Source organism: Serratia sp. CY47444 (assembly GCF_052168635.1).
GTDB lineage: Bacteria > Pseudomonadota > Gammaproteobacteria > Enterobacterales > Enterobacteriaceae > Serratia > Serratia bockelmannii.
This window is the reverse complement of sequence record NZ_JBJNMH010000025.1, coordinates 1-26,952: the sequence shown is the minus strand read 5'-3', so window position 1 is coordinate 26,952 and position 26,952 is coordinate 1. Positions and strand designations below refer to the sequence as shown.

26 protein-coding genes are annotated in these 26,952 nt (G+C 59.2%); 8 read left to right on the top strand and 18 right to left on the bottom strand.

Annotation, left to right across the window (positions count from 1 at the left end):
- Window positions 1-10 precede the first annotated feature (10 nt).
- The 3 genes from ACJ8IL_RS22850 to ebgR form a co-directional block, all read right to left on the bottom strand.
- A complete protein-coding gene (locus ACJ8IL_RS22850) occupies window positions 11-463 on the bottom strand; it encodes a beta-galactosidase subunit beta (RefSeq protein WP_197769324.1) in 453 nt (150 codons plus the stop codon).
- Window positions 460-3,549 carry a beta-galactosidase subunit alpha gene (ebgA, locus tag ACJ8IL_RS22845; protein ID WP_442516868.1) on the bottom strand — a complete coding sequence of 1,030 codons (3,090 nt, stop codon included), beginning with the start codon at window positions 3,547-3,549 and terminating at the stop codon, window positions 460-462. Before ebgA ends, ACJ8IL_RS22850 begins: the two co-directional genes overlap by 4 nt.
- A gap of 166 nt (window positions 3,550-3,715) precedes the next feature.
- On the bottom strand, window positions 3,716-4,696 hold the full coding sequence (gene ebgR, locus ACJ8IL_RS22840) for a transcriptional regulator EbgR (RefSeq protein WP_442516867.1): 981 nt from the start codon (window positions 4,694-4,696) through the stop codon (window positions 3,716-3,718).
- Window positions 4,697-5,033: 337 nt separating this feature from the next.
- On the opposite strand from ebgR, the gene ygjJ reads away from it, so the two are divergent.
- Both ygjJ and ygjK read left to right on the top strand, forming a co-directional pair.
- Window positions 5,034-6,104 (top strand): protein YgjJ, encoded by a 1,071-nt coding sequence (gene ygjJ, locus ACJ8IL_RS22835; RefSeq protein ID WP_197769321.1) that lies wholly within the window; start codon window positions 5,034-5,036, stop codon window positions 6,102-6,104.
- Between the two features lie 17 nt (window positions 6,105-6,121).
- The gene (gene ygjK, locus ACJ8IL_RS22830; RefSeq protein ID WP_442516866.1) at window positions 6,122-8,485 is read left to right on the top strand and encodes an alpha-glucosidase; all 2,364 of its coding nucleotides are present in this window, start codon (window positions 6,122-6,124) and stop codon (window positions 8,483-8,485) included.
- Window positions 8,486-8,529: 44 nt separating this feature from the next.
- On the opposite strand, the gene ACJ8IL_RS22825 is transcribed toward ygjK, so the two are convergent.
- Window positions 8,530-8,955: a universal stress protein gene (locus tag ACJ8IL_RS22825; RefSeq protein ID WP_025302472.1), complete on the bottom strand. Its 426-nt coding sequence runs from the start codon at window positions 8,953-8,955 to the stop codon at window positions 8,530-8,532.
- Window positions 8,956-9,102: 147 nt separating this feature from the next.
- Window positions 9,103-9,612: a hypothetical protein gene (locus ACJ8IL_RS22820; protein ID WP_442516865.1), complete on the bottom strand. Its 510-nt coding sequence runs from the start codon at window positions 9,610-9,612 to the stop codon at window positions 9,103-9,105.
- Window positions 9,613-9,848: 236 nt separating this feature from the next.
- Here ACJ8IL_RS22820 and metQ point away from each other — a divergent pair, with 236 nt between their 5' ends.
- Window positions 9,849-10,664 carry a methionine ABC transporter substrate-binding lipoprotein MetQ gene (gene metQ, locus ACJ8IL_RS22815; RefSeq protein WP_043141591.1) on the top strand — a complete coding sequence of 272 codons (816 nt, stop codon included), beginning with the start codon at window positions 9,849-9,851 and terminating at the stop codon, window positions 10,662-10,664.
- Window positions 10,665-10,710: 46 nt separating this feature from the next.
- On the opposite strand, the gene ACJ8IL_RS22810 is transcribed toward metQ, so the two are convergent.
- The 5 genes from ACJ8IL_RS22810 to ACJ8IL_RS22790 all read right to left on the bottom strand — a co-directional run bounded on the left by ACJ8IL_RS22810 (window position 10,711) and on the right by ACJ8IL_RS22790 (window position 16,146).
- Window positions 10,711-11,475, bottom strand: coding sequence for an SDR family oxidoreductase (locus ACJ8IL_RS22810; protein ID WP_442516864.1), 765 nt, complete (start codon window positions 11,473-11,475; stop codon window positions 10,711-10,713).
- Window positions 11,476-11,614: 139 nt separating this feature from the next.
- Window positions 11,615-12,535 carry a sugar ABC transporter substrate-binding protein gene (locus ACJ8IL_RS22805; RefSeq protein WP_043141597.1) on the bottom strand — a complete coding sequence of 307 codons (921 nt, stop codon included), beginning with the start codon at window positions 12,533-12,535 and terminating at the stop codon, window positions 11,615-11,617.
- 65 nt (window positions 12,536-12,600) lie between these two features.
- The gene (locus ACJ8IL_RS22800; protein WP_049204184.1) at window positions 12,601-13,641 is read right to left on the bottom strand and encodes an ABC transporter permease; all 1,041 of its coding nucleotides are present in this window, start codon (window positions 13,639-13,641) and stop codon (window positions 12,601-12,603) included.
- 15 nt (window positions 13,642-13,656) lie between these two features.
- On the bottom strand, window positions 13,657-15,141 hold the full coding sequence (locus tag ACJ8IL_RS22795; RefSeq protein ID WP_442516863.1) for a sugar ABC transporter ATP-binding protein: 1,485 nt from the start codon (window positions 15,139-15,141) through the stop codon (window positions 13,657-13,659).
- Between the two features lie 75 nt (window positions 15,142-15,216).
- The gene (locus ACJ8IL_RS22790) at window positions 15,217-16,146 is read right to left on the bottom strand and encodes a sugar ABC transporter substrate-binding protein (protein ID WP_025302465.1); all 930 of its coding nucleotides are present in this window, start codon (window positions 16,144-16,146) and stop codon (window positions 15,217-15,219) included.
- Window positions 16,147-16,630: 484 nt separating this feature from the next.
- On the opposite strand from ACJ8IL_RS22790, the gene ACJ8IL_RS22785 reads away from it, so the two are divergent.
- The 3 genes from ACJ8IL_RS22785 (at window position 16,631) to dcuR (ending at window position 19,924) form a co-directional block, all read left to right on the top strand.
- Window positions 16,631-17,473 (top strand): class I fructose-bisphosphate aldolase, encoded by an 843-nt coding sequence (locus ACJ8IL_RS22785; RefSeq protein ID WP_173888617.1) that lies wholly within the window; start codon window positions 16,631-16,633, stop codon window positions 17,471-17,473.
- Between the two features lie 125 nt (window positions 17,474-17,598).
- Window positions 17,599-19,212: a sensor histidine kinase gene (locus ACJ8IL_RS22780; protein ID WP_060432886.1), complete on the top strand. Its 1,614-nt coding sequence runs from the start codon at window positions 17,599-17,601 to the stop codon at window positions 19,210-19,212.
- Window positions 19,205-19,924: a two-component system response regulator DcuR gene (gene dcuR / locus ACJ8IL_RS22775; RefSeq protein ID WP_004940959.1), complete on the top strand. Its 720-nt coding sequence runs from the start codon at window positions 19,205-19,207 to the stop codon at window positions 19,922-19,924. Before ACJ8IL_RS22780 ends, dcuR begins: the two co-directional genes overlap by 8 nt.
- 37 nt (window positions 19,925-19,961) lie before the next feature.
- Here dcuR and ACJ8IL_RS22770 read toward each other — a convergent pair whose 3' ends face one another.
- The 6 genes from ACJ8IL_RS22770 to fabV form a co-directional block, all read right to left on the bottom strand.
- Entirely contained in the window at window positions 19,962-20,297 is a 336-nt protein-coding gene (locus tag ACJ8IL_RS22770) for a hypothetical protein (protein WP_060432885.1), read from the bottom strand.
- A gap of 33 nt (window positions 20,298-20,330) precedes the next feature.
- Window positions 20,331-20,756, bottom strand: a complete 426-nt coding sequence (locus ACJ8IL_RS22765; RefSeq protein ID WP_442516862.1) for a hypothetical protein — start codon at window positions 20,754-20,756, stop codon at window positions 20,331-20,333.
- Between the two features lie 61 nt (window positions 20,757-20,817).
- Window positions 20,818-21,117 (bottom strand): hypothetical protein, encoded by a 300-nt coding sequence (locus ACJ8IL_RS22760; RefSeq protein WP_025302460.1) that lies wholly within the window; start codon window positions 21,115-21,117, stop codon window positions 20,818-20,820.
- A 637-nt stretch (window positions 21,118-21,754) separates the two neighbouring features.
- Window positions 21,755-21,970: a helix-turn-helix domain-containing protein gene (locus tag ACJ8IL_RS22755; RefSeq protein ID WP_025302459.1), complete on the bottom strand. Its 216-nt coding sequence runs from the start codon at window positions 21,968-21,970 to the stop codon at window positions 21,755-21,757.
- A gap of 7 nt (window positions 21,971-21,977) precedes the next feature.
- On the bottom strand, window positions 21,978-22,541 hold the full coding sequence (locus ACJ8IL_RS22750; RefSeq protein WP_025302458.1) for a DUF2975 domain-containing protein: 564 nt from the start codon (window positions 22,539-22,541) through the stop codon (window positions 21,978-21,980).
- Window positions 22,542-22,698: 157 nt separating this feature from the next.
- Window positions 22,699-23,898 carry an enoyl-ACP reductase FabV gene (fabV, locus tag ACJ8IL_RS22745; RefSeq protein WP_025302456.1) on the bottom strand — a complete coding sequence of 400 codons (1,200 nt, stop codon included), beginning with the start codon at window positions 23,896-23,898 and terminating at the stop codon, window positions 22,699-22,701.
- Window positions 23,899-24,098: 200 nt separating this feature from the next.
- Between fabV and ACJ8IL_RS22740 the strand changes: the two genes are divergently transcribed.
- Complete coding sequence (locus tag ACJ8IL_RS22740; RefSeq protein WP_049209429.1) at window positions 24,099-24,935, top strand: aminoglycoside phosphotransferase family protein; 837 nt, start codon at window positions 24,099-24,101, stop codon at window positions 24,933-24,935.
- Between the two features lie 38 nt (window positions 24,936-24,973).
- Here ACJ8IL_RS22740 and ACJ8IL_RS22735 read toward each other — a convergent pair whose 3' ends face one another.
- Together ACJ8IL_RS22735 and ACJ8IL_RS22730 are read right to left on the bottom strand one after the other, a co-directional pair.
- Window positions 24,974-25,324 (bottom strand): DUF4377 domain-containing protein, encoded by a 351-nt coding sequence (locus ACJ8IL_RS22735; protein ID WP_025302454.1) that lies wholly within the window; start codon window positions 25,322-25,324, stop codon window positions 24,974-24,976.
- Between the two features lie 135 nt (window positions 25,325-25,459).
- Complete coding sequence (locus ACJ8IL_RS22730; RefSeq protein WP_230201378.1) at window positions 25,460-25,879, bottom strand: hypothetical protein; 420 nt, start codon at window positions 25,877-25,879, stop codon at window positions 25,460-25,462.
- 590 nt (window positions 25,880-26,469) lie between these two features.
- On the opposite strand from ACJ8IL_RS22730, the gene ACJ8IL_RS22725 reads away from it, so the two are divergent.
- Window positions 26,470-26,952 (top strand): hypothetical protein (locus tag ACJ8IL_RS22725; RefSeq protein ID WP_442516861.1); only part of this gene is annotated, 483 nt, incomplete at its 3' end.

The following is a 26,952-nucleotide window of genomic DNA, read 5'->3' as shown; positions in this document are numbered from 1 at the left end:
GGCGGGCGCGCTATTTATTGACGAAATAGCTGTCTTCCACCGTCACTTTTAAAATGACTTTTTTTATCTTGCCGCTTTCTGTGAAGCGGTGAGCCTGGTGGTTTTCGAAAATCACCACGTTGCCTTTACCGACCCGGCGCCTCTCGCCTTCGCCGCTGAAAAACTCGCGGTCGGTTTCGTCCTGATAGGGCGCCACCGTCACCAGAGCCCGTTTGTCGGCAACCTCGACGGTCTCTTCCCCGTCGAGGTAATAGTGCACGTCGAAGTAACGGCGGTTGCCCTCCAGCCAGCCGTGCTGCCGGCCGGCGCCGACGCTGAGCCGATACGTCAGCGAGTCGCCGATCGAATGGCATACGTTCGGACTGATGCGATCGACATTGGCGATCGCCTCCATGCAGCGCAGCCACTTCTTGCCGCTGTGATAAATGCGCTGAAATTCCGCCAGGGATTCGAGAATGATCATGCGTTTTCCTCCGCAGACTGCGGGTGGTGATGAGCGGGCGTGAAGTCATAACCAGCGAGCGTGGCGCCCTGCGTTTGCCGACCGTCGAACGGCACCAGCGTGAAGCCGTAGCTGAACGGCGCCAGATAAACCCGGTGGGTATCCAGCACTTCGGAGCCCCAGGAGTTGGAGCCAAGGCCGAGGATCTGGTCGTCCAGGTTCAGCGTCAGGCAGTCGCTCGGTTCCAGCTCGTTGATGTGTTGGGCCTGGTGCAGCCTCTCGGCGCTGTAAGGCCACAGGCTGAAATTGATCGGCCGCCGCGGCTGGATGAAGAGCCCCTTACCCGCCGCGTCCTGCAGGCTCAGCCAGCGCACGTCCTGCCGATTGCCGTTGTCCTGCGGGAACGGATAGTGTTCGAACAGCGCGTCGGCGCGCTGCCGGTAGTGACCGATAAGGTTGGTCCGGCAGCTGTCGCGGTAGTTCTCGCCCGGTCCACGGCCGTAGTATTCCACCTGCTCGAAGCGGCGGCTGATGCCGAAATCGAGACCGATTTTCGGGATAATCTGCCGGAAATCGCCGTAAGGCTCACCGGCCAGATCCAGGCTGACGTAGCCCCGCGGGGAGATGCGCCAGCGGTAGGTGCAGCGCATGCCGAAGTCGAATACCGGCGGCGCAATCAGGCTGTGCACCTCGAGCAGCAGATCTTCGCCCTGCCATTGCCGGCTAAGGCGGCGGAAGTGCTGCTGCATGATGGGGAAATGATGCGGTAGCCAAATTCCCTCATATTCCTGTTTATGGTTATCGATCACCGGTTTGAAGAAGGTGATGCGCGGCGCGCGCCCCACCACGTCTTCACCGTCTACCCGCCACGAAAGCAGTTCGCCGCTCAGCAGCGAGAACGCCAGCTGGAACCGGCCGCCGCTGACGATCAGCTGATGATTCTCCTCGCGGCATTGCAGCGCCGGCGCATCGACCAACGGTGGAGCCGGCAGCCGCGTCGCCGTCTGGCGCAGATGCTGATAATGCCCCAGCCGCTGGCCGCTCTCGCTGTAACGGGTGGCGCTGTCCTTATGCACCGCCACGTCGATCAGCGTTTCCCCTTGCCCCAGCGCCAACACCGGCAGGTGCATGTCTTCGCTCTCGCCCGGCTGCAGATGCGGCAGCTTGAATTCGTAACTTGCCACCTGGCGGCCGTCGGTCTTGACGCTGACCTTCAGCGTGATGTCCGCCAGCGAGCTGAACCAATAGCGGTTTCTCACCCGCAGCACGTCACCTGCCCCCTCTTCCGCCGTCACCTCCACCGGGCACAGCACCTGCTGGTATTCACGCAGGCCGGGGCCGGGGCGCTGATCCGGGTAGAGCAGGCCGTCCATGCAGAAGTTGTAGTTGTTCGGGTAGTCGCCGTAATCGCCGCCGTACTGGTAGCGCTCGCGCCCCTGATCGTCGTGGCTCAGCAGGCCATGATCGCACCACTCCCAGATGTAGTGCCCCTGCAAACTGGCGTGGCGGTTGAACACCGACTGGTATTCGAACAACCCGCCGGGGCCATTGCCCATGGCATGGGCGTATTCGCACAGGATGCGTGGTTTGGGGTGCGGGTATTCGCCGAAGGCGTTCATCATCGCCACGCGGGAATACATGGTGCTGATCACATCGGTCACTTCGGCGTCGCGATCTTCTTCATAGTGGACCAGACGGGTCGGATCGAGCGCCTTGCAGCGCCGGGCCATGGCGCGAATGTTGCAGCCGTAGCCGGACTCGTTGCCCAATGACCAGATGATGATCGACGGGTGGTTTTTCTGCGCCGCCACGTGGCGCTCGATGCGCTCGACGTAGGCATGTTCCCAACGCGGATCGTCGGTGATGCGGCTGAGATCGCCGACGTTGGCGAAGCCATGGCTCTCCAGATCGGTCTCCGCCATCACGAACAGGCCATAGAGATCGCACAGCTCGTAAAAGCGCGGATCGTTGGGGTAATGGGCGGTGCGCACCGAGTTGATGTTGTGCTGCTTCATCAGCACGATATCGCGCTCCACTCGCGCCATATCGACGGCGCGCCCTTTAAGGTGATCGTGATCGTGGCGGTTGACGCCGTGCAGTTTGAAGTAGCGGCCGTTGACGTACATCAGCCCGTCGCGCACCGCGATCTCGCGGAAGCCCACCCGCTGCGGCACCACGCCCAGCAGGTTGCCGACGCCGTCATACAGGCTGAGCAGCAGTTGATACAGATAGGGATTCTCCGCATTCCACTGCTGCGGGCGGCTGACCGGCAGCTCGAAACGGCAGTTCAACGCCTGCTCGATGCGCAGATCGTCGCGCCACTGCTCCGCCACGCAGCGATCGCCGTCGAACAGCTGCGCCTGCAGGCGGCAGCCCTCGGCGACCTGCGATCCGAGATGATGCAGTTCGGCGTCGATCGCCAACAGCGCATCGCAGTAGCGTTCATCGAAGGTGGTGACCAGCGTCAGGTCGTGAATGTGGGTGGCGCTCTGGCCAATCAGATAGACGTCGCGGAAGATGCCGGCCATCCACCACATGTCCTGATCTTCGATATAGGTGGAGTCGGCCCATTGCATCACCCGCACCGACAGCAGGTTCTCGCCCTGCCGCACATAGGGGCTGATATCGAACTCGGCGCACAGCCGGCTGCCCTTGCTGAAGCCGACATAGTTGCCGTTGACGTACACCTCGAAGTAGGTTTCCACGCCGTCGAATTTGATCAGCACTTGCTGATCTTGCCAGCCGGCGTCGAGCGTAAAGTGGCGCTGATAGGCACCGGTGGGGTTATTGGTCGGCACGTAAGGCACGTCGATCGGGAACGGGAAACCCTCGTCGGTGTACTGCAGGTGGCCATGCCCTTCCAACTGCCACATGCCCGGCACCGCCATATCGCCCCAGTCGCTCATCGGCTCACGGTAAAACGCCGCCGGCACCTGCGCCGGGTGCTCGAAGAAGCGAAAGCGCCAGCGGCCACTCAGCAGCTGGAAGCGTCGGCTGGCGTTGCGATCGAAGCTCAGCGCCTGCCCGGCGTCCGCATAGCTGAAGAAGCTCGCGCGCGGCGGCAACCGGTGCTCAGACTGTTTTTCAATGTTTTCCCAATTATTCACGTCACGTCTCCCGACACCTGTGCAATGCGGAAACGATAGTAAATATTTAGTAAAAACTACAGTTGATATTTACCAAATGACGACAGGATCACAATAAATCTCAAATGCCTTTTTTTATCATGACGTTAATTTTGAGCGCCAACGCCCCCGCCAAGGCGGGGGCCAATCAGGCGACGGTGGTGTCGCGCAGCTGGAGCGAGCTGGGAACAAAGATCGACAGCGGGACGGTGCGCTCATCGCGCAGCCGCTCCGCCAGCAGGTTGACGGCCTGTGCGCCCATGGTTTCCGAAGGGATGCGCACCGTGGACAAGGCGGGGAAAATAAAGCGGGCGGTGGGAATATCATTGACGCTGATCAGCGCGATCTGCCCCGGCACCTGAATGCCGTGTTCGTGCAGCGCGCGCAGCACGCCGATCGCGATCGAATCGGTCGCCACCAGCAGCGCCGGCGGATAGCCATTCTTGCTCTGCAACATCGCTTTCGCGCACTGATAGCCCGACTGGCTGCTGAAATCGCCGTGGTAGATATCCTGCGCCCGTACCACATTTTGCTGCCGGCCATACTCGACGAACGCCTGCTCGCGCTGGTCGATGCCGGCCGGAGCGTCGCGCCCGCCGATAAAGCCGATGCGCTGATAGCCGCGGCCGATGAAGTAGTCGATCACCTTGCGGCTGATCTTGTACAGGTCGACATTGACGCAGTCGAAACGCTCGTCGTCCACCACGCCGTCGATGAACACCACCGGCGTTTCCTGCTGCCTGAGCTGCTCATACAGCGCGGGCTGCGGCCGGCCGATCACCAGCAGGCCGTCGGCCGCCGGCAGCGCCTTGTCGCCGTTGAAGTCGTAACCGGCGCTCAGCGCCACGCCCAGCTTTTCGCACTGCGTTTCGATGCCGTAACGCATCGCCAGGTAATAGGGATCGTTGATCTCCACGCCCTGCGTATAGGTGAACAGCGCGGCGAATTGCAGGCGTTGCCCGCTCTGCCGCTTGGAAGGCGCAATCTTGTATTCGAGGCGCTCCGCCGCTTCCAGGATCTTCTGGCGGGTTTGCGCCTTCACGCTCAGGGTGGGGTCGTCATTCAACACGCGCGAGACGGTGGCGACGGACACATTAGCGGCTTCAGCAATTTCCTTCAGTGTGGCCATAGAGTCCCAATGCACAGACGAAAAACGGTAGCTTAATCGGATAGCGCCGCGGCGTACAGCGCCGCCCGCGCCCTCTCCTTCCCAAATCGGGCCAGAGCACGCTCATGCCAGCCGTTGCCGGGCGCCTGCAGCGAAAGATACCCATTTCGTCCGCTGTGATCAAGTTAACGCTTTACTGATTAAAGCGTATTTTTTACTAAATATTTTACTAATATACCTGCCGTTTACCGCTCTCTACGGGCGGACGTTTTCTCTTCTCCCAGGGATCCGGGAGCGACCTCGCGTGAGCCGCCGCTCGGCTGACGTTCCGTTCCATCCAACACCAGGCCTATGCCCCATGAAATCACTAAATCATCACGCCCTGTTGCCCTGGTTGCTGCTCGTTAGCGCGCCCGTCTGGGCGGAGCAGGAACCTGTCACCCCGGCGGAGCGCAATCAGCTGCCGCCGCCGCCGTTGTCCGAAACCGCCGCGACCGCCCTGCGCTTTTACGGCGAGCTCGGCATCGGCGGCAGCGTCTATTTGAACGGCGAACATCAGCATCAATACAGCGACGGCACCTATATCGAAGGCGGCCTGGAGATCAAACGGGGCCACTGGTTCGGCCTGATTTACGGTGAAGGCTGGACCGTGCAGGCGGACAGCCAGGGCCATGCCTGGACGCCAGGCCACGGCTGGGGTGGCTTCGAGGGTGGGTTAAACCGCTTTTACGGCGGTTACCGCACTGACGACGGCACCGAGATGATGCTTAGCGTACGCAACGATTCGTCGCTCGACGATCTGCAATGGTGGGGCGACTTCACGCCGGAGTACGGCTACGTGATCCCCAACACCCGCGATCTCAGCTACGCCGCCAAGCTGCAAAACCTGACCGGACGCTTTCGCTACAGCGTGACGGCGGCGCCGGAAAGCCGCATCGACGAGAGCAAGGCGCTGCTGCACTTCGGCAAATACGACCGCTATTCCGACAAATATACCTACCGGGCGATGGTCAACGGCTACACCCAATACGATCTGCAGGACAATCTGACGCTGCTGAACGGCCTAGAAGTGACCGACGGCCTGGGGCAGCTGTTTTTGCTGGGGCTGCGTGGCAAGCATCTGGCCGGCCGCATCTGGCACCACACCGGCAAAGGCGACAGCGGCGGCCACCCCGGCAGCGAGTCGGGCCTGATGCTCAGCGCGATGACGGAAACCGCCAAAGGGCTGTATCTCTCCACCGCCTACAGCTACGCCCGCCACCGGTTTGATAACGCGGCGGATACCGCCACCTCCTACGCCCAGTTTGGCGTCTGGTACGAATACGCCGGCGGCAAACTGGCCACCGCACTGGACAGCAAATTCTTTATGCGCAATGACAGCACCGGCGCCAGCAACTCGGTGTTTCTGATGCAATATTTCTATTGGTAACCGTTGAGGCTCCTACGATGAACATGACTCCCCTGACCCCGCTGGCCACTGCCCTCGTGCTGATGCTGGCGGGCTGCGCGCCGAAAACGCCCGACGCCCCGCTCGCCGAGCGCTACCCAAACGTGATCGATCGCCACGGTGCGCCGCATTTTATGCTCGACTACGACTTCGACGATCACCAGCGCTTCAATCCGTTCTTCGATCTCGGCGCCTGGCACGGCCACCTGTTGCCGAGCGGGCCGGAAGGCATGGGCGGCTTCCCCGGCCCGGCGCTGCTGACCGAAGAGTACATCAACTTTATGGCCAACAATTTCGATCGGCTCACCGTCTATCGAAACGGTAAACCGGTGCATTTCACCATGACGGCCTACAGCCTGCCCGGCGCCCTGGTGCAGCGGCTCAGCGCGCCGGGCGTGACCGTCAACCTGACGCTGCGCTTCGCTGCCGCGCGCACCTCGCTGCTGGAAACCCAGATCCTGACCGACGCGCCGCTGGAGCTGGTGTGGGACGGCGAATTGCTGGAGCGCTACGCCGCCAAAGAGCAAAAACCGCTGCCGCCGGCGACCCTCGAGCAGGCATTCCCGAACTACACGCGCCGCATTGTGCCGACGGCGGACGGCCTGCGCGTCACCTTCGGCAAGGTGCGCGCGCAGTCGCAGCTGATGACCTCCGGGCAGTCCGAGTATCAGATCCACAAATCGCTGCCGCAGCGCACCACGGTCGACGGCCACCGCTTCCGCGCCACGGCGCGCATCGCTGGCGCCACCACGCTGTATACCACCTACTCGCACCTGCTCACCGCCGAAGAAACGCAGCGCGAACAGCGCACTATCGCCGACATCCTCGCTCACCCGCAGCGCTATATGGCCGCGTCGGCCCAGCGCTGGGAACGCTATCTTACCGATGGGCTCAGCAACCCGCACGCCACGGCGGAACAAACGCGCGTGGCGGTCAAAGCGATAGAAACGCTGAACGGTAACTGGCGCGGCGCAGCCGGGGCGATGAAGTTCGACTCGGTCACCCCGTCGGTTACCGGGCGCTGGTTCTCCGGCAACCAAACCTGGCCGTGGGACACCTGGAAACAGGCCTACGCCATGGCGCACTTCAACCCGGACGTGGCCAAGGACAACATTCGCGCGGTGTTCGCCTACCAGATCCGGCCGGGCGACGCCCTGCGCCCGTGGGATACCGGTTTTCTGCCCGACCTTATCGCCTACAACCCCAGCCCGGAGCGCGGCGGCGACGGCGGCAACTGGAACGAACGCAACACCAAACCGAGCCTGGCGGCCTGGGCGGTGATGGAGGTGTATCGCGTCACCGGCGATAAGGGCTGGCTGGCGGAGATGTACCCGAGGCTGGTGGCCTACCATGACTGGTGGCTGCGCAACCGTGACCACAACGGCAACGGCGTGCCGGAGTACGGCGCCACTCGCGACAAAGCGCACAATACCCCCGACGGGCGCATGTTGTTCACCGTCAAGCGTGGGCAGCGCGAGCAAACGTTGGCCGGCCTCGACAATTACGATCGCATCGTGCGCGAGGGGCGGTACGACAGCATCGAGATCCCGGCGCAGACCGCCGCCTCCTGGGAGTCGGGCCGCGACGACGCGGCGGTATTCGGCTTTATCGATCCGGATCAATTGGCGCGCTACGTGGCACAAGGCGGTAAACGCGAAGACTGGCAGGTAAAATTCGCCGAAAACCGCGCGCCGGACGGCACGCTGCTCGGTTACTCACTGCTGCAGGAATCGGTGGATCAGGCCAGCTACATGTACAGCGACAACCGCTACCTGGCGGAGATGGCCGATATTCTGGGCCGCGGCGCCGAGGCCGCTGCCTTCCGCGCCAAAGCCGACCGGCTGGCGACCTACATCAACACCTGCATGTTCGACAAGCAGAGCGGTTTCTTCTATGACATCCGCATCGAAAGCCGGCCGTTGGCCAACGGCTGCGCCGGCAAACCGATCGTCGAACGCGGCAAAGGGCCGGAAGGCTGGTCGCCGCTGTTCAACGGCGCCGCCAGCCAACCGCACGCCGATGCGGTGGTCAAGGTGATGAAGGATCCGCGCGAGTTCAATACCTACGTGCCGCTCGGCACCGCGGCGCTGACCAACCCGGCGTTCGGCGCGGATATCTACTGGCGCGGCCGCGTGTGGGTCGATCAGGTGTATTTCGGTCTCAAGGGCATGGAACGCTACGGCTATCGCGATGACGCGGTGGCGATGGCGCAGGCCTTCTTTCGCCACGCCGACGGTCTGATCGCCGACGGGCCGATCCGCGAGAACTACAACCCGCTCACCGGCAAGCAGCAAGGCGCGCCGAACTTTTCCTGGAGCGCGGCGCACCTGTACATGCTGTATAACGACTTCTTCACGCAATAAGCCGCAGCGGCCACCGCCATCGTTTGCCCGGCGGTGGCCCGCGTTTATGAGCGGATCGGGATCACCAGCACGTCGATATTCAGCTGGTTGATGGCATTGCGGGTGGAAGAAAACAGGTTGCTCCACAGATCGTGGTGATGGCCGAACACCAGCAGATCGATGTTCTTATCCACGACTGCCGTGCGCAGTTCGTCAACGAAGCCGCCGCGCCCGATAATCACTTCCGCGATCGGGTAATTGACGTTTTGCGTAGTGGGTTCCAGCTCTTTGCGGATCTTCTCTTCGAACGGCACGCCGTTATCGCTGCGCTCCGAAAAGCCGATCGCCGCATGGTAGGTGTCGTAGTGGACGTCCACATAGATCAGCGAGAGTTTGGCCTGCAGCGCCTCCGCCAGCCGCGCCCCCTTTTCGACCAGCCGTTTGCCGTCATCGCTCAGATCGGTGGCGATGACAATATGGTGGTAACACATAGCGCCTCCTGTCATGGACTCGGTAGAGCCGAGGCTCCGATATCACGTCAGGGTCATATCGTTATGGTTAATTTTAGTTCAGAAATGGCCCGTATGACGGGTGGCGACGCGGTGGGAAAGCCCCGTTGCCGGGGCTGAAGGCAAAAATTACTTCTCGCGCTGCGCCTCAAACCAGACGTTGCACAGCGACAGGATCAGCGTGTTGGCGTCTTTCACCAGCACGTTATCGCCGGGCACCCCATCGGTGCCCTGATCGGTAATGCCTTTGATGGTGGTATCCGCATGCTGAATGGTCACGCGTTCGACCGACGGCGTGCTGATGCCCAGCATCGGGAAATCGATGTAGGAGCTGCTGCCGGAATTGTCTTCGACAAACTCCTGCGCTTCTACGGTGCTAACGGTGGCCCCTTCGCTTTTCAGCGCCGTGCCGTTCCAGCTGAATGCATCCGCTTTGTAGCTGATTTTGCCGCCGATCAGGCTCTGCGCCTGCTGTTGATCCCAGCAACCGGTGGTCTGGGTCGGCACAATTTTACTGACGCGCCAGTTGCCCAGCAGCTGTTTGGGGATCGGCCCGGTATCGCTCTCCGCCGCCCGAACCTGAGTCGCCGAGACGCAGGCCAACACCACCAGCGCCTTGCTCCAAGTGTTCAATCGCATTGTCTTTTCCTTCGTTTCAGTACCCAGTCTGCCCTTGCGGGCCAACGGCTATCATAATAAGCCCGTCGATTCGCCGTCAAAGCAATCCGCACCGCGCCGGGCAGCGGCCGCTCATAGCTAATCGCTATGAGTCATAGTGAATCAGTATTTTGTTTTAGCCCAGCGATTACCTACAGTCACTGCCACTATTATGCCCGCCAAAATTAGCAGGCAATGTTGACAAGGACCCTGGGAAAATGACATTTACGCTGAAAAACCTCACCCTGGCGCTGGCCGCCGCCGGCACGCTGCTGCTAACCGCCTGCGGCCCGACCGCACAGGACGATCACCACATCAAGGTCGGCATCAGCGCCGGCATCGATCAGTCGCTGTGGGCGGTGGTGCAGAAAGTGGCCAAGCAGAAATACGATCTGGACGTGGAGGTGGTGACCTTCAACGATTACGTGCTGCCGAACGAAGCGCTGAACAACGGCGATCTGGACGTCAACGCCTTTCAACACAAACCGTATCTGGACAAACAGATGCAGGAGCGCGGCTACAAGCTGGCGGCGGTAGGCAACACCTTCGTCTACCCGATCGCCGGCTATTCGAAGAAGATAACCGCACTCAGCCAACTGCCGGACGGCGCGCAGGTGGCGGTGCCGAACGATCCGACCAACCTGGGCCGCTCGCTGCTGCTGTTGCAAAAACAGGGGCTGATTACTCTGAAAGACGGCGTCGGCCTGCTGCCGACCGCGCTGGACATCGTCAGCAACCCGAAAAAGCTGAAGATCGTCGAGATTGAAGCGCCGCAGCTGCCGCGCGCGCTGGACGACCAACAGGTGACGCTGGCGATCATCAACACCAACTATTCCAGCCAGATCGGTCTGTCGCCGGCGAAGGACGGGCTGTTTGTCGAGGACAAAAACTCGCCTTATGTCAACATCTTCGCCAGCCGCATCGACAACAAAGACAGCGAGAAAGTGAAGGATCTGGTCAAGGCCTATCAGACCGATGAAGTGGCGGCCAGCGCCACCGAAATCTACAAGGGCGACGCCGTCAAAGGCTGGTAATGCCTCGCGTAGGGCCCGTGGCGCCCGGCCACGGGCCCTGCCAACCTCAGCCGCGCTGGATGGATACGCCGCCGTCCACCAGCATCGCGGTGCCGGTGACGAATGAGGAGGCGTCAGACGCCAGATACAGCGCCGCCTGCGCGATCTCCTCCGGCATCGCCAGCCGCTTCAGCGCGTGCAGTGCGGCCACCTGCGCCAGCGCCTCCGGGGTATTGCTCATCTGCCGGCCCATCGCCGTATCGGTGCCGCCCGGCAGCAGCGCGTTCACCCGAATGCCGCGCCCGCCGAACTCCACCGCCAGCGCCTGCGTCAGGCCGATCAGCCCCGACTTGCCGGCCGCATAGGCCGCCGTGCCGGGAAACGCCGCGGTGTGGCCAACGAAGGTGGAGGTGAAGATCACCGAGCCTGCGCCGCGCGCCAGCATGGCGGGGATTTGATATTTGGCGCTGTAGTAAGCGCTGGACAGATTGGTTTCCAGCACGTCGCGCCATTCTGACGCGCTGTGCGCCAGCGACGGCCCCAGCGGCCCCAACGTGCCGGCGTTGTTGAAGGCGATATCCAGCCCGCCGAACTCATCGACGGCCGTCGTCGTCAACCGTTCGGCGAAGGCTTCGTCGCGCACGTCACCGGCTACCGCCAACGCCCGGCCGCCCTCGCGTCGAATGTCCTCTATCAGCTCGGCCAACAGCGGCTCGCGCCGCGCGCCCAACACCAGCGCTGCGCCCTGCCGGGCAAACAGCAGCGCCGCCGCTTTGCCGATCCCCGAACTGGCGCCGCCGATCACCGCCACCTTGCCGTTTAATGCGTTCATCGCCCATCCTCTCGCGGTTTAAAGATCCTCAGTGTGAGGCAAGATTCGGCGCCGCGCTGGCCGCAAGCGGACATGTAACTGGCGCCAATAAGAAAGGCGCTGCAAGCAGCGCCCCGGCAACGCGAACCTGGCGGTTAACTTACGGCCTGGCCGCATATTTCCCCTGATTGGCCGGCGTCACCAGCTCGAACGGGATCCAGTAATACGGCTCGAGTTTTTCACCGTTAATCATGCGCTGCGCCACATCGACCGAGGCCTTGCCCTGGCCGACCGCGTCCTGGAACACCGTGACCTGCATCTTGCCGGAGGCCAGCGCCTTGAGGCCGTCCGGCGTGGCGTCGATGCCGCCGATCAGCACTTTCTTATCCGCCTTGCCCGCCTGCTGCAGCGCCATGATCGCACCAATCGCCATCTCGTCGTTGTTAGCGGCGACGATGTCGATCGCTTCGCCGTTGGTAAGCCAGTTCATCATCAGATCCATGCCTTCACTGCGTGAATAGTTGGCGCTTTGCTTCTGCACCACCTTCATTTTCGGGTACTTGGCCACCACCTGCTCCACGTCTTTGGTGCGCTGCAGCGCGCCGGCGTCGGTCAGGTTGCCGATCATCACCGCCACGTTGCCCTGATAGTTAGCCAACCGCGCCAGCTCTTCCATCTGCAGCGTGCCGGACTCCCGCTCGTCGGAGCCGACGAACACCACGCCCTGCGGCAGTTTGGCGTCGCCCGGCGTGCGGTTCACGTACACCAGCGGCACGCCGGCGGCCTGGACCATTTTGGTCATCACCGGGGTGCTGGCCGAGTTGACCGGATCGACGATAATCGCGTCCACCCCGGCGCTGATAAAGCTCTGCACCTGATCGGTCTGGCGGCCGACGTCGCCGCGCGCGTCTTCGAACTGTACGGTAATGCCGCGCGCCTTGGCCTCCTTGTCGATCGCCTGGCGGATAATGGTGAGGAAGTTCTGGTCAAAATAGGCCATCGATACGCCGATGGTTTGCGCCCATGCCGAAGTGGACGCACACAGCGCCACCGCCAGCCACAGCCCTTTCAGGTAATTCATCATGTGTTCCCCCGGGTAAAAAAACGCCGCCGGCCCACCTTGGCGCCGGCGGCAATTCACGGCAATCAGTGTTTTTTGCGGTTGCGCCGCATGTCGATAGACACGGCGGCGACGATAATCACGCCTTTGATAATGTCCTGAATGTAAGAGTCGACGCCGATAAAGGTGAAGCCGCTTTTGATAAGGCCGAGGATCACCGCGCCGATCAGCGTGCCGGTAATGCGCCCGACGCCGCCCATCAAGCTGCTGCCGCCGATCACCGCCGCGGCGATGGCGTCCAGCTCGTACGACATCCCCATGCTCGACTGGCCGCTGCTGACGCGCGCCGCCAGCACCACGCCCGCCAACCCCGCCAGGCCGCCGGCGATGGTGTAAACCGTCACCAGGTACTTATTGACGTTGATGCCGGAGACCCGCGCCGAGGTCATGTTGCCGCCGATGGCGTAGATGTATTTGCCGTAGCGGGTGTGTTTGAGCGCGATATGGAAGATCACCGCAATCACCAGGAAGATGATCACCGGCATTGCGCCCTGGCCGATTGACGTGAAGCCGTCCGACAGGAAGCTGACCGGGTTCCCCTTGGTGTAGTACTGCGCCAGGCCGCGCGCCGATACCATCATCCCCAGCGTGGCGATGAACGGCGGAATGCCGGTGCGGGTGATCAGGAAGCCGTTGATAAAGCCGCAGACGATGCCCACCCCAATCCCGGCGCCGATCGGGATCGCCGCCGGCAGATCGAGCAGCCCCGGATACATCGGCGAGATGCTGTCCGAGGTCTGCGCCAGGCTGGCCGCCACCACCGCGGTCAGCGCAATCAGCGAGCCGGAGGAGAGATCGATGCCGGTGGTGATGATCACCTGGGTGACGCCCACCGCGATGATGCCGATGATCGCCACCTGCAGCACGATCAGCAGCAGGCGGTTCGGGTTCAGCAGGAACGACTGATCGCGCATGTACCAGCCGAGGATTTCGAAGATCAGCGCGATGCCGATCATCACGATGAAGATACCGGTGTCTTTCGGCATTTTGCCGCTCAGCCCGGAGAACAGCCCTCCCTTGCCCGTTGAATCGGCGGAGAGCGGCTTCTCAATCTTTACGTTACTCATGATGTTCACCCTTCGTTATTCTGAGGCCAGCGCCAGGATCTTCTCCTGGTCCGCGTCGTCTTTGTCCAAAATGCCGGTGATGCGGCCGCCGTGCATCACCATCACCCGGTCGCTCATGCCGAGGATCTCCGGCAGCTCGGAGGAGACCAGAATGATGGCGACGCCGCGGTTGGCCAGCTCGCTGATCAGGCGGTAGATTTCCGCTTTCGCCCCCACGTCGATGCCGCGCGTCGGTTCGTCGAGGATCAGGATTTTCGGCTGCGCCAACAGCCAACGCGCGATCAGCACCTTCTGCTGGTTGCCGCCGCTGAGGTTATTGATGATCTGATCCATGGTCGGCGTTTTGATGTTGAGCTTTTTGATCTGATCCATGCAGTCTTTGGCCATCTGCACATGGCTGACGAAACCGTTCTTGCCGATGTATTCCGACAGGTTGACGATGCTCATGTTCTCGACCACCGACAGCACCAGAAACAGGCCGGATTTCTTGCGGTCTTCGGTGAGAAACGCCAGCCCGCTCTCGATCGCCTTCGCCGGGGAATCCACCTTCACCGCCTGGCCTTCGATAAAGATCTCGCCGCCGTCCGCCGGGTGCATGCCGAACAGGCTTTCCATCACTTCGCTGCGCCCGGCGCCCACCAGCCCGGCGACGCCGAGGATCTCGCCGCGTTTGACGCTGAACGACACGTCATGAAACCAGCCGCTGCGGCGCAGCCCCACCACCCGCAGCACTTCCTCGCCGATATTGTTGTTGAATTTGGGGAACATCTGCGTCAGTTCGCGCCCCACCATCATGGTGATCAGCGACTGTTTGGTCAGGTTTTCGGTTTTGTCGCAGGCGATGAAGGTGCCGTCGCGGAAAATGCTCACTTCGTCGGTGATGGCGAAGATCTCGTCCATCTTGTGGCTGATATAGATGATGCCTTTGCCCTGCTCGCGCAGTTCACGGATGATGGCGAACAGGTGCACCACTTCGCCTTCGGTCAGCGCCGAGGTCGGTTCATCCATGATCAAGACGTCGGCGTTGTAGGACACCGCCTTGGCGATCTCCACCATCTGCTGATTGGCGATGCTCAGCTCACCCACCAGCGTATCCGGCTGCAGTTTGATGTTCAGCCGCGCCAGCAGCTCGCGGGTCTGTTCGTTCAGCTGCTCGTGGTTGACGAACCCCAGCCGCGCCGGCTCGCGCCCCAACCAGATGTTTTCCGCGACCGTCATGTCAGGCACCAGGTTCAGCTCCTGGTGGATCATGGAAATGCCCGAATGCAGCGCCTGCAGCGTGTCGCTGAAGGTGACCGGCCGGCCTTTGATTTTGATCGAGCCTTCGTCCGGGTGGTAGATGCCGATCAGGCATTTCATCAGCGTCGATTTGCCCGCGCCGTTTTCCCCCATCAGCGCGTGCACGCTGCCGGGTTTGATTTTAATCGAGACCTTATCCAGCGCTTTGACGCCGGGGAACTGCTTGCTGATGCCTTCGGCCTCAAGAACATAAGGGTACATACCGCTTACCTCCGCACTGACCCACGTTTTCCGCCGCGATCGCCCCACACCGGCGCCCGCGGCGGGCTTCAAGGCTTATTTCTTGTTTTTATCGGCGAATTGCTGGTAATTGGCCTGGGTGATCAGCTGGTAAGGGATCAGCACGTTGCTCTCCACTTTCTCGCCTTTCACCAGCTGAACGGCGGTCTGCACCGCGCCCTCACCCTGGCCTTTGGCGTCCTGGAATACGCTCAACGCCAGATCGCCCTTCTTGATGAACTCCAGCGCGTCCGGCGTGCCGTCAACGCCGGCCACCAACACGCCGGATTTTTTGGCTTGCTTCAGCGCCAAAATAGCGCCGATGGCCATTTCGTCGTTGTTGGAGGCGATGGCGTCAATCTGCTGGCCGGACAAAATCCAGTCGGTGGTGACGTCCACGGCCTCTTTACGGAAGAACTTGGCGGTTTGTTTGTCGACTATTTTGATGCCGGGGTAGTTGGCCGCCACCTCTTCCACGCCGCGAGTGCGGTCGCGCGTGGCTTCGCTCGACAGCTCGCCCATCAGGATCATCACGTTGCCCTTGCCGTTCATCAGCTTGGCCAGCTCTTCCATCTGGAGCTTGCCGGCCAGCTTGGAATCGGAGCCGACGTAGGCCATGCCGGCCGGCAGCGCCACTTCCGGCTTGCGGTTGACGAACACCAGCGGGATCTTGGCCTTCTCGGCCAGCTTGATCATCGGCTTAACGCCCTGGGTATCCACCGGGTTGAGGATGATGGCGTCGACGCCCTGGCTGACGAAGTTTTCGATTTGTTGAATTTGCTGCGCGATGTCGCCCTTGGCGTCTTCGAACTGGCCGCTGACGTTGCCGTCGGCCTTCATTTTGCTTTGCATCGACTGGCGCAGAATGGTGAGGAAGTTGTCATCGAAGTAAGCCATGGAAACGCCGATCTTGATGTCTTTCGCCAACACGCTGGCCGGCAGCATGCACATCAATACCGAGGCGGCGATCAGTTTCTTCAGCTTCATGTTCGTTACCCTTTAATCGTTAGAATGAAGAGGTCTGTTGGTTGACAGCTAATGAAAAATATTTTTTACATTCAAACAACATTACGGTCGGTGTTATCCCTTTGATACGGCGAATTTACCGTGTTATCGCCGTATTAAGGCCGTAGACAAAATGGTGATCGATATCTCAAAATAGATTAAAAACAATCAATTGAAATAAACCCCTGGCATAACAAACGGCGTCTTTAGCGCGCTTTTAAATGTTTATTTCATAATTGAGATTATTGAAACTTTTTAACCCAAACAAGCGAAACATGCATTTTGGAATGGCTTATTAACAAAAACATGACACGGATCTAACAAATGAAATGAAAGCCGCCGGCGAGCGTTCCCCTTTCGTGCGCCGGCAAAAACTGCGAGCGGCCACGCAGTTTGCGGTTTCCGCGTTTCCTGACCATCCTTACTCGGCAATAATGGACATATCCCTATCTCAGGAGGACCTGACATGCAGCTCAGCAGTAAGGTGCGGATGAACCGCCTGTTCAATAACGGCAAATGCCTGGATGTGGCGATCGATCACGGCATCGCCAACGAACCGGATTTCTTGATCGGTCTGGAAGATATCGAACGAGTGATGGGCAACCTGATCGCCGCGCGCCCCGACGCCATTCAGGTCAACTACGGTCAGGCGGATCTGCTGCAGCGCGCGCCGCAGCGCGAAAAACCGGCGCTGGTGATGCGCACCGACGTCGGCAACGCCTATAACGCCGCGCGCCACCGCGAAATGTGGGCGGTGCTGCACAACCCGGAGGCGCCGATCCTGGCGGCGCTGCAAATGGACGCCGCCGCGGTGGTGGTCAATCTGTATATGATCCCGGATGAACCCGGCATTTTCCGCCAATGCGTGGAGAACATCGGCCGCCTGCGCCACGCCTGCGATCGCTACGCCATGCCGCTGATGATCGAACCGCTGGTAATGGCGCCAGCCGGCCAGGGCGCCGCCTACGGATCGCTGGGTGACGTGGAGAAGATCGTGCCGCTGGTGCGGCTGGCGCGCGAGCTGGGTGCCGACATCATCAAGGCCGATCCGACCGATCGGGTGGAGGATTTTCACCGCGTGGTGGAAGCGGCGCGCTGCCCGACGCTGGTGCGTGGCGGCGGCAAGGGGGAGCTGGGGCCGGTGCTGGAAAAATCCGCCGCGCTGATGGCCCAGGGCGCTTCCGGCATGGTCTATGGCCGCAACGTTTACCAACACAGCAATCCGTCGCAGGTGGTGCGCGCCCTGATGGCGATCATCCATCAAGGTGCCAGCGGCCAACAGGCGCTGGAGCTCTACCACCAGCAATGACCCGCTTTTGTAACTAAAATAACCCCTCCGCACCCCGGCAGCATGCTATAACCTGCTGCCGGTAACTGCAGCTTGCCTCATTCCTCGCTAGAATACGCCGTGATATCGCCATTCGGAGAACCGCCATGCCAAAACAACGGGTGCCGCTCAAGCTGAGCACCGCCATCACGCTGATGGTGTCCGCCATCATCGCTTCGGTGCTGCTGGTGGTGTTCGCGCTGTTTTTCGTGCAGATGAGCCGCGAGGGGCAAGATCAGCTGCAGCAGAAAGCCATCGCCGTCGCCAATACGCTGGCGCTCTCCAGCACGGTGGTTGACGGCCTGCAGCGGCGCGACCAAAGCGGCGCCATTCAGCGCTTCGCCGAGCAGGTGCGCCATCAAAACGAGCTGCTGTTCGTGGTGGTGGTGGATATGCAGGGCATCCGCTATTCGCACCCCAAACCCTGGCTGATCGGCAAGCATTTTATCGGCGAAGATCTGGCGCCCGCGCTGCAGGGCAACGTCAACAGCGCCATCAACCGCGGCACGCTGGCCCCGGCGCTGCGGGTGTTCGTGCCGGTGTATGACGATCAGAAAAAACAAATCGGCGTGGTGGCGCTCGGCATCGCGCTGGACACCGTGCAGCGGGTGGTGGCGGAGAGCCGTTGGATCATCTATTGGACCATCGCCTTCGCCGCGCTGGTCGGCAGCCTGGGCACCTTTTTCCTGGTCTCTGCGCTCAAACGCATCATGCTGGGTTTCGAGCCTTACGAAATCTCCAACCTGTTCGAACAGCGCAACGCCATGCTGCAGTCGATTAAAGAAGGCGTGATCGCGGTCGATAATGAATCCCGCATCACCATCGTCAATGACGAAGCCAAGCGCCTGCTGCGCCAGAGCGGGCCGGTGGAAAACCTGCTGCTGGAAGCCGCCAGCAAGCATTGGCCGGCGCAGCTGCATCTGGCGGAGGTGCTGGCCAGCGGCGAACCGCTGCGCGATCGGCAGATCAGCTTCAACGGCAGCGAACTGCTGACCAATACCGTGCCGGTGATCGTCAACGGCCAGGTGACCGGCGCCATCGCCACCTTCCGCGACAAAACCGAGGTCAGCCGCTTGCTGCAGCGCCTGAGCGGCATGGCTCACTACGCCGACGCCCTGCGGGTGCAGTCGCACGAATTTATGAACAAGCTGCATGTGATACTCGGCATGCTGCACATGAAGGCCTATCAGCAGTTGGAAAACTACATCATCAACACCGCCAGCAACTACCAGGAAGAGATCGGCGCGTTGCTGCGCAAGATCCATTCGCCGGAAGTGGCGGGCTTCTTCATCGGCAAGATCAGCCGCGCCCATGAGGCCGGCATCGAACTGACCATCGAGGAAACCAGCCTGCTGCCAGAAACCGACGATGCGGAGACCACCCATGTGCTGATCAGCGTGCTCGGCAACCTGATCGAAAACGCCATCGACGCCATCGACGGCGTTGAGGGACACGAGATCGGCCTGAGCTTCCATCACCACGACGATCAATTACACTGTATCGTCAGCGACGACGGCCCCGGCATCGATCCGGCGATCGCCGCGCGCATCTTCGAACACGGATTTTCCACCAAGGGAACGGGACGCGGCATCGGCCTAGCGCTGATCCGCAGCCATCTGGAGAAACTGGGCGGCAGCATCGATTTCGAATCCGAACCGGGCGAGCTGACCCAATTTTTCGTGCACCTTCCCTATCAGGCCAAGAGCAGAGCCCATGATTAACGTACTGATTGTCGACGACGACCCGATGGTGGCGGAGCTGAACAAATACTACCTGAGCCAGGTCGGCGGTTTTCACTGCCAAGCGACGGTCGCCACTCTGAGCCAGGCGCGCGCCCTGCTGGCCGATGCCAGCGTCAGCATCGATCTGGTGTTGTTGGATATCTACATGCAGCAGGAGAACGGGCTGGATCTGCTGCCCGGCCTGCGCGAACTGGGTGAGAAGACCGATGTGATCATCATCTCCTCCGCCAGCGACGTGAACACGGTGCAAAAAGCGCTGCACTACGGCGTGGTGGATTATCTGATCAAACCGTTCCAGTTCAGCCGCTTTAAGGAGGCGCTGAGCCACTACCGGCAACAGTCGCAGCTCTTGGCGCAGCGCGAGTTTTCGCAGGCCGACGTCGACAGCCTGCTACGCCGCCAGCCCGGCGGCCAGGAGAGCAAGAAGCTGCCGAAAGGGCTGACCAGCATCACCCTGAGCACGGTGTGCGAGTGGATCGAACAGCAGCACGACAGCGAATTTTCCACCGACAACCTGGCCAACGCCATCGGCATTTCGCGGGTGTCCTGCCGCAAGTACCTCATCTATCTGGCGGAGAGCGGCATTCTCGGCACCCGTATTCTGTACGGCGCCACCGGCCGACCGGTCTATCTGTATCAGTTGAAACCGGATGCGATCGCCATGCTGAAAGAGCATTGCCGCCCGGCCTAAACGACGCCGGGCGCAGAAAGCGCCCGGCCGTTGAAGGCTAGAAGTTGTGCATGTAACACTTCGCCTCAGGGTGAGGATCTTTCGAGTGTCTGCGCAGGCAACGCTGCTTTTTCTCCTGCTGTTCCAGGTTCCGCTGCTGCCGCTCGGCGGCCTCTGCTGCCTCGCGCTGCTGTTCCCGTGCAATCGCCTGCTCGTTGACCTGCGTCAGGTTATCGACATTCCACACCTTGTGACGCAATGCGTCGCGCTTTTTCTGGTACTCCTCGGTGATCTTACTGTCCTTCGGCGCCGCCGCATGGTATTCCAGATCCACCCGCGCCTGCGCGAAGCTGGCGCAACACAAGGCCATGCCGGCCAACACTATCATTTTCATCGATAAACTCCTGACAAATCCCTGTTCTCATCTTTAGCAATTCAGCGGTCGACCATTCAGCCAGGCCCGGCAATATGCGCCGACAAACGGCCGATGCGGCCCCATCAGGGACGTCCGCCGCAGACGCAGCGACAGGCAGCGGACAATATCGGCTCCCTGTTCACAGGCCGATCGGGCGCTCTGGTGCCCCTGCGCAGAACGTCTCGCCGTTTTCTGCGTTTGCAACCGCATTTCCAACGCTTCCCGCTCCGCACGCAGCCGCGCCAGCTGCATGCGCTCCGCCTGAATCTGTTCAGCCAACCAAATATGCTGCAACAAGCCATCCAGCCGCGCCGGGCATCCCGCCGCCGAAGAACTTTCCGTCGAGGCGCCGGGCGAGGAATGGCGATCGATGAACGCCTGACTGCAAAATGAGGCCAGCAGCGCCAGCGCCGCAGTGATTAACGAGGGTATTTTCAATACACAAGCTCCATGAATAAGCCGACTGGGGCGCGCCACGAAAAATGACGCAGAGAACCGTTCAACAGCCATTGAGTGAAGACATATGAGGCTCTGCGGGATCGGGCGCATGTTGCCCTCCCGTCGCCGGCGTTTTCGCGTTTTCGGCATCGCATTCCGCCAGACGCGCCAAGGTTTCAGCCTCGTTCTCCGTGGGTGGTGTCGGCACCGCCATCTCTTGTCGCAGGCCATGCGCCAGCTCTTTCAATTTCTTCTGAAACAGCACGGGAGAAACTCCCTCGCATTGCCGATCGTAACGGGCCGCATTTGCTTGCAGACTCAACAACGACATTATCAACATGGCGACAATACGCTTTGCCATTGAAAACTCCTGTAATGATGTCTAGGTATGTCGATATAAATTCAACAAGCAGAGATTCATCGTTTAAAGATAAATAACGCATCGGAAAAACAGAGTAGCGAATTAATAATAAACCGCTCCATAATATCTCTGAGATAACGTCTGGCGCCACGCTGAATAAAGAGTGGCGATTAGCGCCCCCCTATTTTCGACCAGTCCAGCGTACCGCCGATACCGACCCGGCCTTCATTCAGCACGGAAGCGGCGGATTCACCGGCGATAATACGCTGTTTTTGTTCTCGCGTTGCGGGCTGCGGTGCTCCCCAATTCCCCCGATGAGTGGAGGAGGATGAGGATGAAACAGTGGGGTAAATGGCACTGCATCCGTTTAATACCAGACACAATGCCAGAAGATAATTACGCCATGTCATACTATTCCCCTTAAAATAACGCCATTGGTAGTGACGGTAAATGAAAAATGAGTTTATTTAGTTTAATAACGTTCGCCGCATGCCATCGCCAGCGACAAAAAGAATACGCAAGTGTTAATCACCCGTTATTTTAATTAACCTGAATAAAACAAATATCGCTCAATAAGATAACGCTAATCGCAGAAATGGGCCAGCAGGTTCAGCGCACTTCCGAGTGCGCTGGGATCTTACTCTTCGCCGTCCGGCTGCCAGGCCAACAGATCGCCAGGCTGGCAGTCGAGAATGCGGCAGATCTTGTCCAGCGTTTCCAGCCTGACTCCCTTGACCTTGCCGTTTTTCAACAGAGACAGGTTTTGCTCGGTGATCCCCACCTGCTCCGCCAGCTCCTTTGAACGCATCTTCCTTTTGGCCAACATGACATCAAGACTTACGATTATTGCCACTCTATTCTCACACGAAAGAAAGCTGTTCTTCATTCAGCCGCAACGCTTCCAGAAATACCCGGCTAAATACCAGGATTGCGCAGCCTACGATCAGCGAGCGCACCGACTCGCTATTGACGCCATAATAAAGGATAAACAGCATTTTTTCATCGGCGGTCAATACCATCACCTGCAGCAGACCGGCTAACGACGGGAACAACACATCGACGATCAGCAAGATGCCGATGATCTGCAACAGCACCATATTGTTGCGATGCCACACGTTGCCGCGGAAAAATTGATAAAACAGCCCGGCGCCGCACAGCAGCGCGCTGTAATAGGGCAAATAACCGAGCATGTCGATAAGCAGCGTGGCGAACAGCGCCCAGCGTTGCTGCGGGATCGCGTAGGCAAGCAGCTCCGGGTAATATTCCCGGTAAGAGGCGACGATATCGCGATAGGCTACGCCCTGCAGCCAATCCCGCACAATGATGAACATCTCAACGCCGGTGCTGACGATCAGCATCGCCATAATGAGCAAACACAGACAACGCACGTACAGCGGCAGATGGATCCTTGGCGCAGCGCCCATAATTTTCTATCCCTTAATCAACAGCAATAAATTATCGTAAAACGATAATTTATTGCTGTCAATGATCAAGTGGACTGATGAGTCAGACGGCGGGCGCCAATGCGCGGGCAATAAAAAAGGCCGGGCTAACCCGACCTTGTTTGACTGCTCGACGCGCTTAGACCAGTTCGATCACGTCGAAGTTGGCTTCGCCGCTCAGATCGGCATCGTAATCAACGCCCTGCAGACCGAAGCCGAACAGGCGCAGGAATTCCGCCTTGTAGCCCTGGTAATCGGTCAGTTCGTTGATGTTATTGTCGTTCAGCTGCTGCCAGATTTCACGGCAGGTTTCCTGCACGGCATCGCGCAGTTCCCAGTCATCCAGGCGCAGACGGTGTTTCTCGTCGGTGTCCGGCGCCGCACCGCTGTACAGCTTGGTCGCGAACAGACGCTGGATCTGCTCGATGCAGCCTTCGTGAATGCCCTGCTCCTTCATGATTTTGAACACGATGGAGATATACAGCGGCATCACCGGAATGGCGGAGGAGGCCTGAGTTACCACCGACTTGAGCACCGCAACGTAAGCCGCGCCGCCTTTGGCCTGCAGCTTCTGGTTGATGGCCTGCGCCGCGCGATCCAGATCTTCTTTCGCCTTGCCCAGCGTACCGTGCCAGTAGATTGGCCAGGTCAGATCGGTACCAATGTAGGAGTAAGCGACAGACTGCGCGTTATCCGCCAGCACGCCCGCTTCGTCCAGCGCGTCCATCCACAGCTGCCAGTCCTGGCCGCCCATCACCTTCACGGTGTCGGCGATTTCTTGCTCGTTGGCCGGTTCGACCACAGCTTCAACCAGCACGTCTTTGTTGGTGTCCAGCGCAACGGATTTGTACGGCTCGCCGATCGGCTTCAGTGCGGAACGCACCACTTCGCCGGTTTCCGGCATTTTACGCACCGGCGAAGCCAGCGAGTAAACCACCAGGTCAACCTGACCCAGGTCTTTTTTGATCAGATCGATCACGGTTTGACGGCACTCGTTGGAGAATGCGTCGCCGTTGATGCTTTTCGCGTACAGGCCTTCTTCTTTAGCTGCCTTGTCGAAACCGGCGGAGTTGTACCAACCGGCGGAACCGGTTTTGCCTTCGCTGCCAGGCTTCTCGAAAAATACGCCGATGGTGGCCGCACCGCTGCCGAAAGCGGCATTGATGCGCGAGGCCAGACCGTAACCGGTGGATGCACCAATGACCAGCACCTTTTTAGGCCCGTTTTTCAGTTCGCCGCGCGACTTAACGTAGGCGATTTGCTCACGGACGTTGGCTTCACAGCCTGCCGGGTGAGCGGTGGTGCAGATAAAACCACGAATTTTAGGTTTGATAATCATAGTAATTTTTTCTTGGTAGCTAAAAACCGAAGGACAATATACCTGATTTTCTCGATATACTTAAGAAAGTGCGAAAACAAGCGCAGTGAACAGACCAGTCGGGGCCGCTCCCTGCGCCAGTGAAGGAGCCGTACCGGGTGAATGCCATTCCCAAAATACATGCCGATGAGGCCGAAATCTCTCTCCCCCATGTCCGAGCTATGCTCGCCGAACAGTTCCCGGCCTGGGCGGCGTTACCCATCGAACTCGTCACCACCGGCGGTACCGACAACGTGATGCTGCGGCTCGGCGACGCGCTGTTCATTCGCCTGCCGCGTACCGCCTCGGCGGCCGAAGCGCTGGCGCGCGAGAACCGCTACCCCGCGTTGCTGGCCCCTCATCTGCCGGCACCGATTTCAGCGCCGTTAGCCCAGGGCAAGCCGGATGACGCCTATCCTTTCGCCTGGAGCATCGGCCGTTGGATCAGCGGTCGCACGCCCGCCTGCGGCGAATGCAGCCCGGCGCTGGCGACGCAGTTGGGCGAATTCGTACGCACGCTCCATACCATCCCGACCGCAGACTATGAGATCACCGCCTATCGCGGCGGCCCGATCAGCGCCAGAGATGCCCTCACGCGCGAGTCTATCGCCCAGTGCGCCCCTCACCTCGATGCCGCCGTCCTGCTGCGGACGTGGGACAATGTGAGCCAGGTGCGTGAAAACACCGCCGGCGCATGCTGGCTACATACGGACATTCAACCCGGCAATTTGCTGGTCGACAACGGTGAACTGGCGGCGGTGATCGACTGGGGCGGCATCGCCATCGGCGATCCGGCGGTCGATCTGATCGTCGCCTGGAACCTGATGGGGCCGGAAGCCCGCGAACATTTCCGCCGAGCGGTGAAGGTGGACGATGAGACCTGGCGTCGCGGTCGCGCCTGGGCGCTGTCGATTGGCGTTATCGCTTACGCCTACTATGTCGATAAGGAACCTTTGCTGACGCGCACGTCACGCTACCAGCTGAAGCAGGTCGCGGCGGAGATGGGATTGACGCTATAAAACAGCAGACCGGACGCACTTCGCCCGGTCTGCAATCATTACGCCTTGTTCTTTTCCAGCTGCTCAATCAGCGTATAACGCAGCGACGAGGCATCGGCCGGCACGTTCTCCACCGGGGTAACAAGCACTTTCAGCCGATACTGATAACCCGGTTCGAAGGTGAAACCCTCGATGCCGGTATAGAACAACTCCCACGGCTGCTGCGCGGAGCGACGCACCTGCATGCACTTCATCGGGCCGACGCCCACGCAGTCCACCAGCGCGCTGTTCACCAGCAACACTTCCGTTTGGCCGCCTTTCTCATTTGCGGGCTGATTCATCGAGGTTCCCTCCTGGCTGCAGCCGGCCAATGCGGCCAACGCAACAAATAACAACGCTTTGATTTTCAATGTACTGCACCAATAGTCATGTAGGTCAGACGATCCTAACAAATTGACTGGATGAATTGAACCTTGCTCCGTATCACAGAGGCGACATTATTCGCTCGCGCTTATTCTCCAAACTCATGCGTTACAGGACAGAGGTCATGACGGTACGCTGTCGTTTTTATCATCGGTATCAATGAGAAAACCGGCATCACGAATCGCCGCCCTCACCTGCCTGGCGTCCATCACCGCCGTTTTCACATAGCCAAAGAATGCCACCCGCGCGCCGGGCAAACGGACTGGCGTCGCCAGTTGGGCACTGAGTTCGCGATTGCGCTGCGCCATCTGCTCGGCACGCGCCTGCCAAAATGCAGCCGGTTCGGAGGGAGTTTCAGTGGCGGTTTCGAACCGAGACGCCAATTCGCTTAGCGCCTCCCACTCCGCCAACAGGGCGGCAACCACTTCAGGATTAGCCACCTGCCCCCAGTCAGAGGGTAAAATCCCCTCACGCCACGCCTCAAGGTAGCCGGGCAACGCCCTCTTCAACCGACTCAGCCGATCGTTCAACGCAGGTTTCATTTTACAACGCCTAATGTCTTGATATTCCCCATAATGTCACTCTCGCTTAACCGGTGATGGGAGCAATGACCGGAGCTTATCAGCGCCATAGATGACGTAATGACTTTTAGTGCGGCTAAATTAGCGATATGTGCGGGTGGGGATGGGGATTTTTGCAGATGATTTCCCGAAGATGAAGAACGCCAACACTAGTAGTACGACTGGCAAAATCAACGCCGTCCATTAGTCTCGGAAACATCATTCAAAACATAAGCCTCGCTATGAAGCAGTCTTGGTTTTCGAACTTTCAAATTTGATTAAAAATAATTCAAAAAACAGTCAACAATACGATCTTTCTCAATAACCCATTCGAATCTTAAGAACTAGCACCTATATTATCCCATCGACAAACACAAGGTTAATCGATTAATTTTAAACATAACGATTACTAACTTCATGGCTTTTTCACATAAACAATCTGTACTTTAGCTGAAGCTTCTGTTATAAAAACACTGCGCTGCAACTTTTTAATATATAAATCCAGCTTCAAAAAACACCCCCTTATAATCAACAGCATAAGTCAAATCTAAATATGGACATTTCAAATACCAATGAACATAGAAACAGTTAAAACCGCTTCGAGATTTTCAATACCGATAAAAATAATTCTAGCCGGAATAGTTAGCGCGCTTGGTGGTTCGGGGTACATTGGTTTTCTAAGCGAATATGCAACTTACTTTTATGCGTTATCGAATGGATTTAGAATCCCAGCCGAGGGGTCACCATACTTAAAGGTCACAATAGCATCAATAAGTTTCTCGGTAATGCTATTATGTGCCATCATATATATGATTTTTTATTTTATAGTAAAAATAAACCTATCATCAAATAAGTGGGCAAACAAGGTTCAAAGAAAAATTGTTGATTCATTTCAATTGAAAAGCCAAACTCCAAAGGCTATCCATTGGTTATATAACACCTCACAAAAACCAATGAGCATTACAGGAGCTATTGTAGCCTCATTTATTTCATCTATTGCCGTTGCAATGATGCCTTATTTTGGGGTGAGCAAGGTAATACCAATCCCAATTTAT

What these genes read in the sequence shown, in the direction of transcription:
- ACJ8IL_RS22740 (WP_049209429.1), top strand. Translation starts at nt 24,099, where the DNA reads ATGCTCGCCGAACAGTTCCCGGCCTGGGCGGCGTTACCCATCGAACTC.
- metQ (WP_043141591.1), top strand. Translation starts at nt 9,849, where the DNA reads ATGACATTTACGCTGAAAAACCTCACCCTGGCGCTGGCCGCCGCCGGC.
- ebgR (WP_442516867.1), bottom strand. Translation starts at nt 4,696, where the DNA reads ATGGCCACACTGAAGGAAATTGCTGAAGCCGCTAATGTGTCCGTCGCC.
- ACJ8IL_RS22825 (WP_025302472.1), bottom strand. Translation starts at nt 8,955, where the DNA reads ATGTGTTACCACCATATTGTCATCGCCACCGATCTGAGCGATGACGGC.
- ygjJ (WP_197769321.1), top strand. Translation starts at nt 5,034, where the DNA reads ATGAAATCACTAAATCATCACGCCCTGTTGCCCTGGTTGCTGCTCGTT.
- ACJ8IL_RS22730 (WP_230201378.1), bottom strand. Translation starts at nt 25,879, where the DNA reads ATGAAACCTGCGTTGAACGATCGGCTGAGTCGGTTGAAGAGGGCGTTG.
- ACJ8IL_RS22780 (WP_060432886.1), top strand. Translation starts at nt 17,599, where the DNA reads ATGCCAAAACAACGGGTGCCGCTCAAGCTGAGCACCGCCATCACGCTG.
- dcuR (WP_004940959.1), top strand. Translation starts at nt 19,205, where the DNA reads ATGATTAACGTACTGATTGTCGACGACGACCCGATGGTGGCGGAGCTG.
- ACJ8IL_RS22760 (WP_025302460.1), bottom strand. Translation starts at nt 21,117, where the DNA reads ATGGCAAAGCGTATTGTCGCCATGTTGATAATGTCGTTGTTGAGTCTG.
- fabV (WP_025302456.1), bottom strand. Translation starts at nt 23,898, where the DNA reads ATGATTATCAAACCTAAAATTCGTGGTTTTATCTGCACCACCGCTCAC.
- ACJ8IL_RS22820 (WP_442516865.1), bottom strand. Translation starts at nt 9,612, where the DNA reads ATGCGATTGAACACTTGGAGCAAGGCGCTGGTGGTGTTGGCCTGCGTC.
- ACJ8IL_RS22770 (WP_060432885.1), bottom strand. Translation starts at nt 20,297, where the DNA reads ATGAAAATGATAGTGTTGGCCGGCATGGCCTTGTGTTGCGCCAGCTTC.
- ACJ8IL_RS22790 (WP_025302465.1), bottom strand. Translation starts at nt 16,146, where the DNA reads ATGAAGCTGAAGAAACTGATCGCCGCCTCGGTATTGATGTGCATGCTG.
- ACJ8IL_RS22850 (WP_197769324.1), bottom strand. Translation starts at nt 463, where the DNA reads ATGATCATTCTCGAATCCCTGGCGGAATTTCAGCGCATTTATCACAGC.
- ACJ8IL_RS22800 (WP_049204184.1), bottom strand. Translation starts at nt 13,641, where the DNA reads ATGAGTAACGTAAAGATTGAGAAGCCGCTCTCCGCCGATTCAACGGGC.
- ACJ8IL_RS22810 (WP_442516864.1), bottom strand. Translation starts at nt 11,475, where the DNA reads ATGAACGCATTAAACGGCAAGGTGGCGGTGATCGGCGGCGCCAGTTCG.
- ACJ8IL_RS22785 (WP_173888617.1), top strand. Translation starts at nt 16,631, where the DNA reads ATGCAGCTCAGCAGTAAGGTGCGGATGAACCGCCTGTTCAATAACGGC.
- ACJ8IL_RS22750 (WP_025302458.1), bottom strand. Translation starts at nt 22,541, where the DNA reads ATGGGCGCTGCGCCAAGGATCCATCTGCCGCTGTACGTGCGTTGTCTG.
- ygjK (WP_442516866.1), top strand. Translation starts at nt 6,122, where the DNA reads ATGAACATGACTCCCCTGACCCCGCTGGCCACTGCCCTCGTGCTGATG.
- ACJ8IL_RS22805 (WP_043141597.1), bottom strand. Translation starts at nt 12,535, where the DNA reads ATGAATTACCTGAAAGGGCTGTGGCTGGCGGTGGCGCTGTGTGCGTCC.
- ACJ8IL_RS22795 (WP_442516863.1), bottom strand. Translation starts at nt 15,141, where the DNA reads ATGTACCCTTATGTTCTTGAGGCCGAAGGCATCAGCAAGCAGTTCCCC.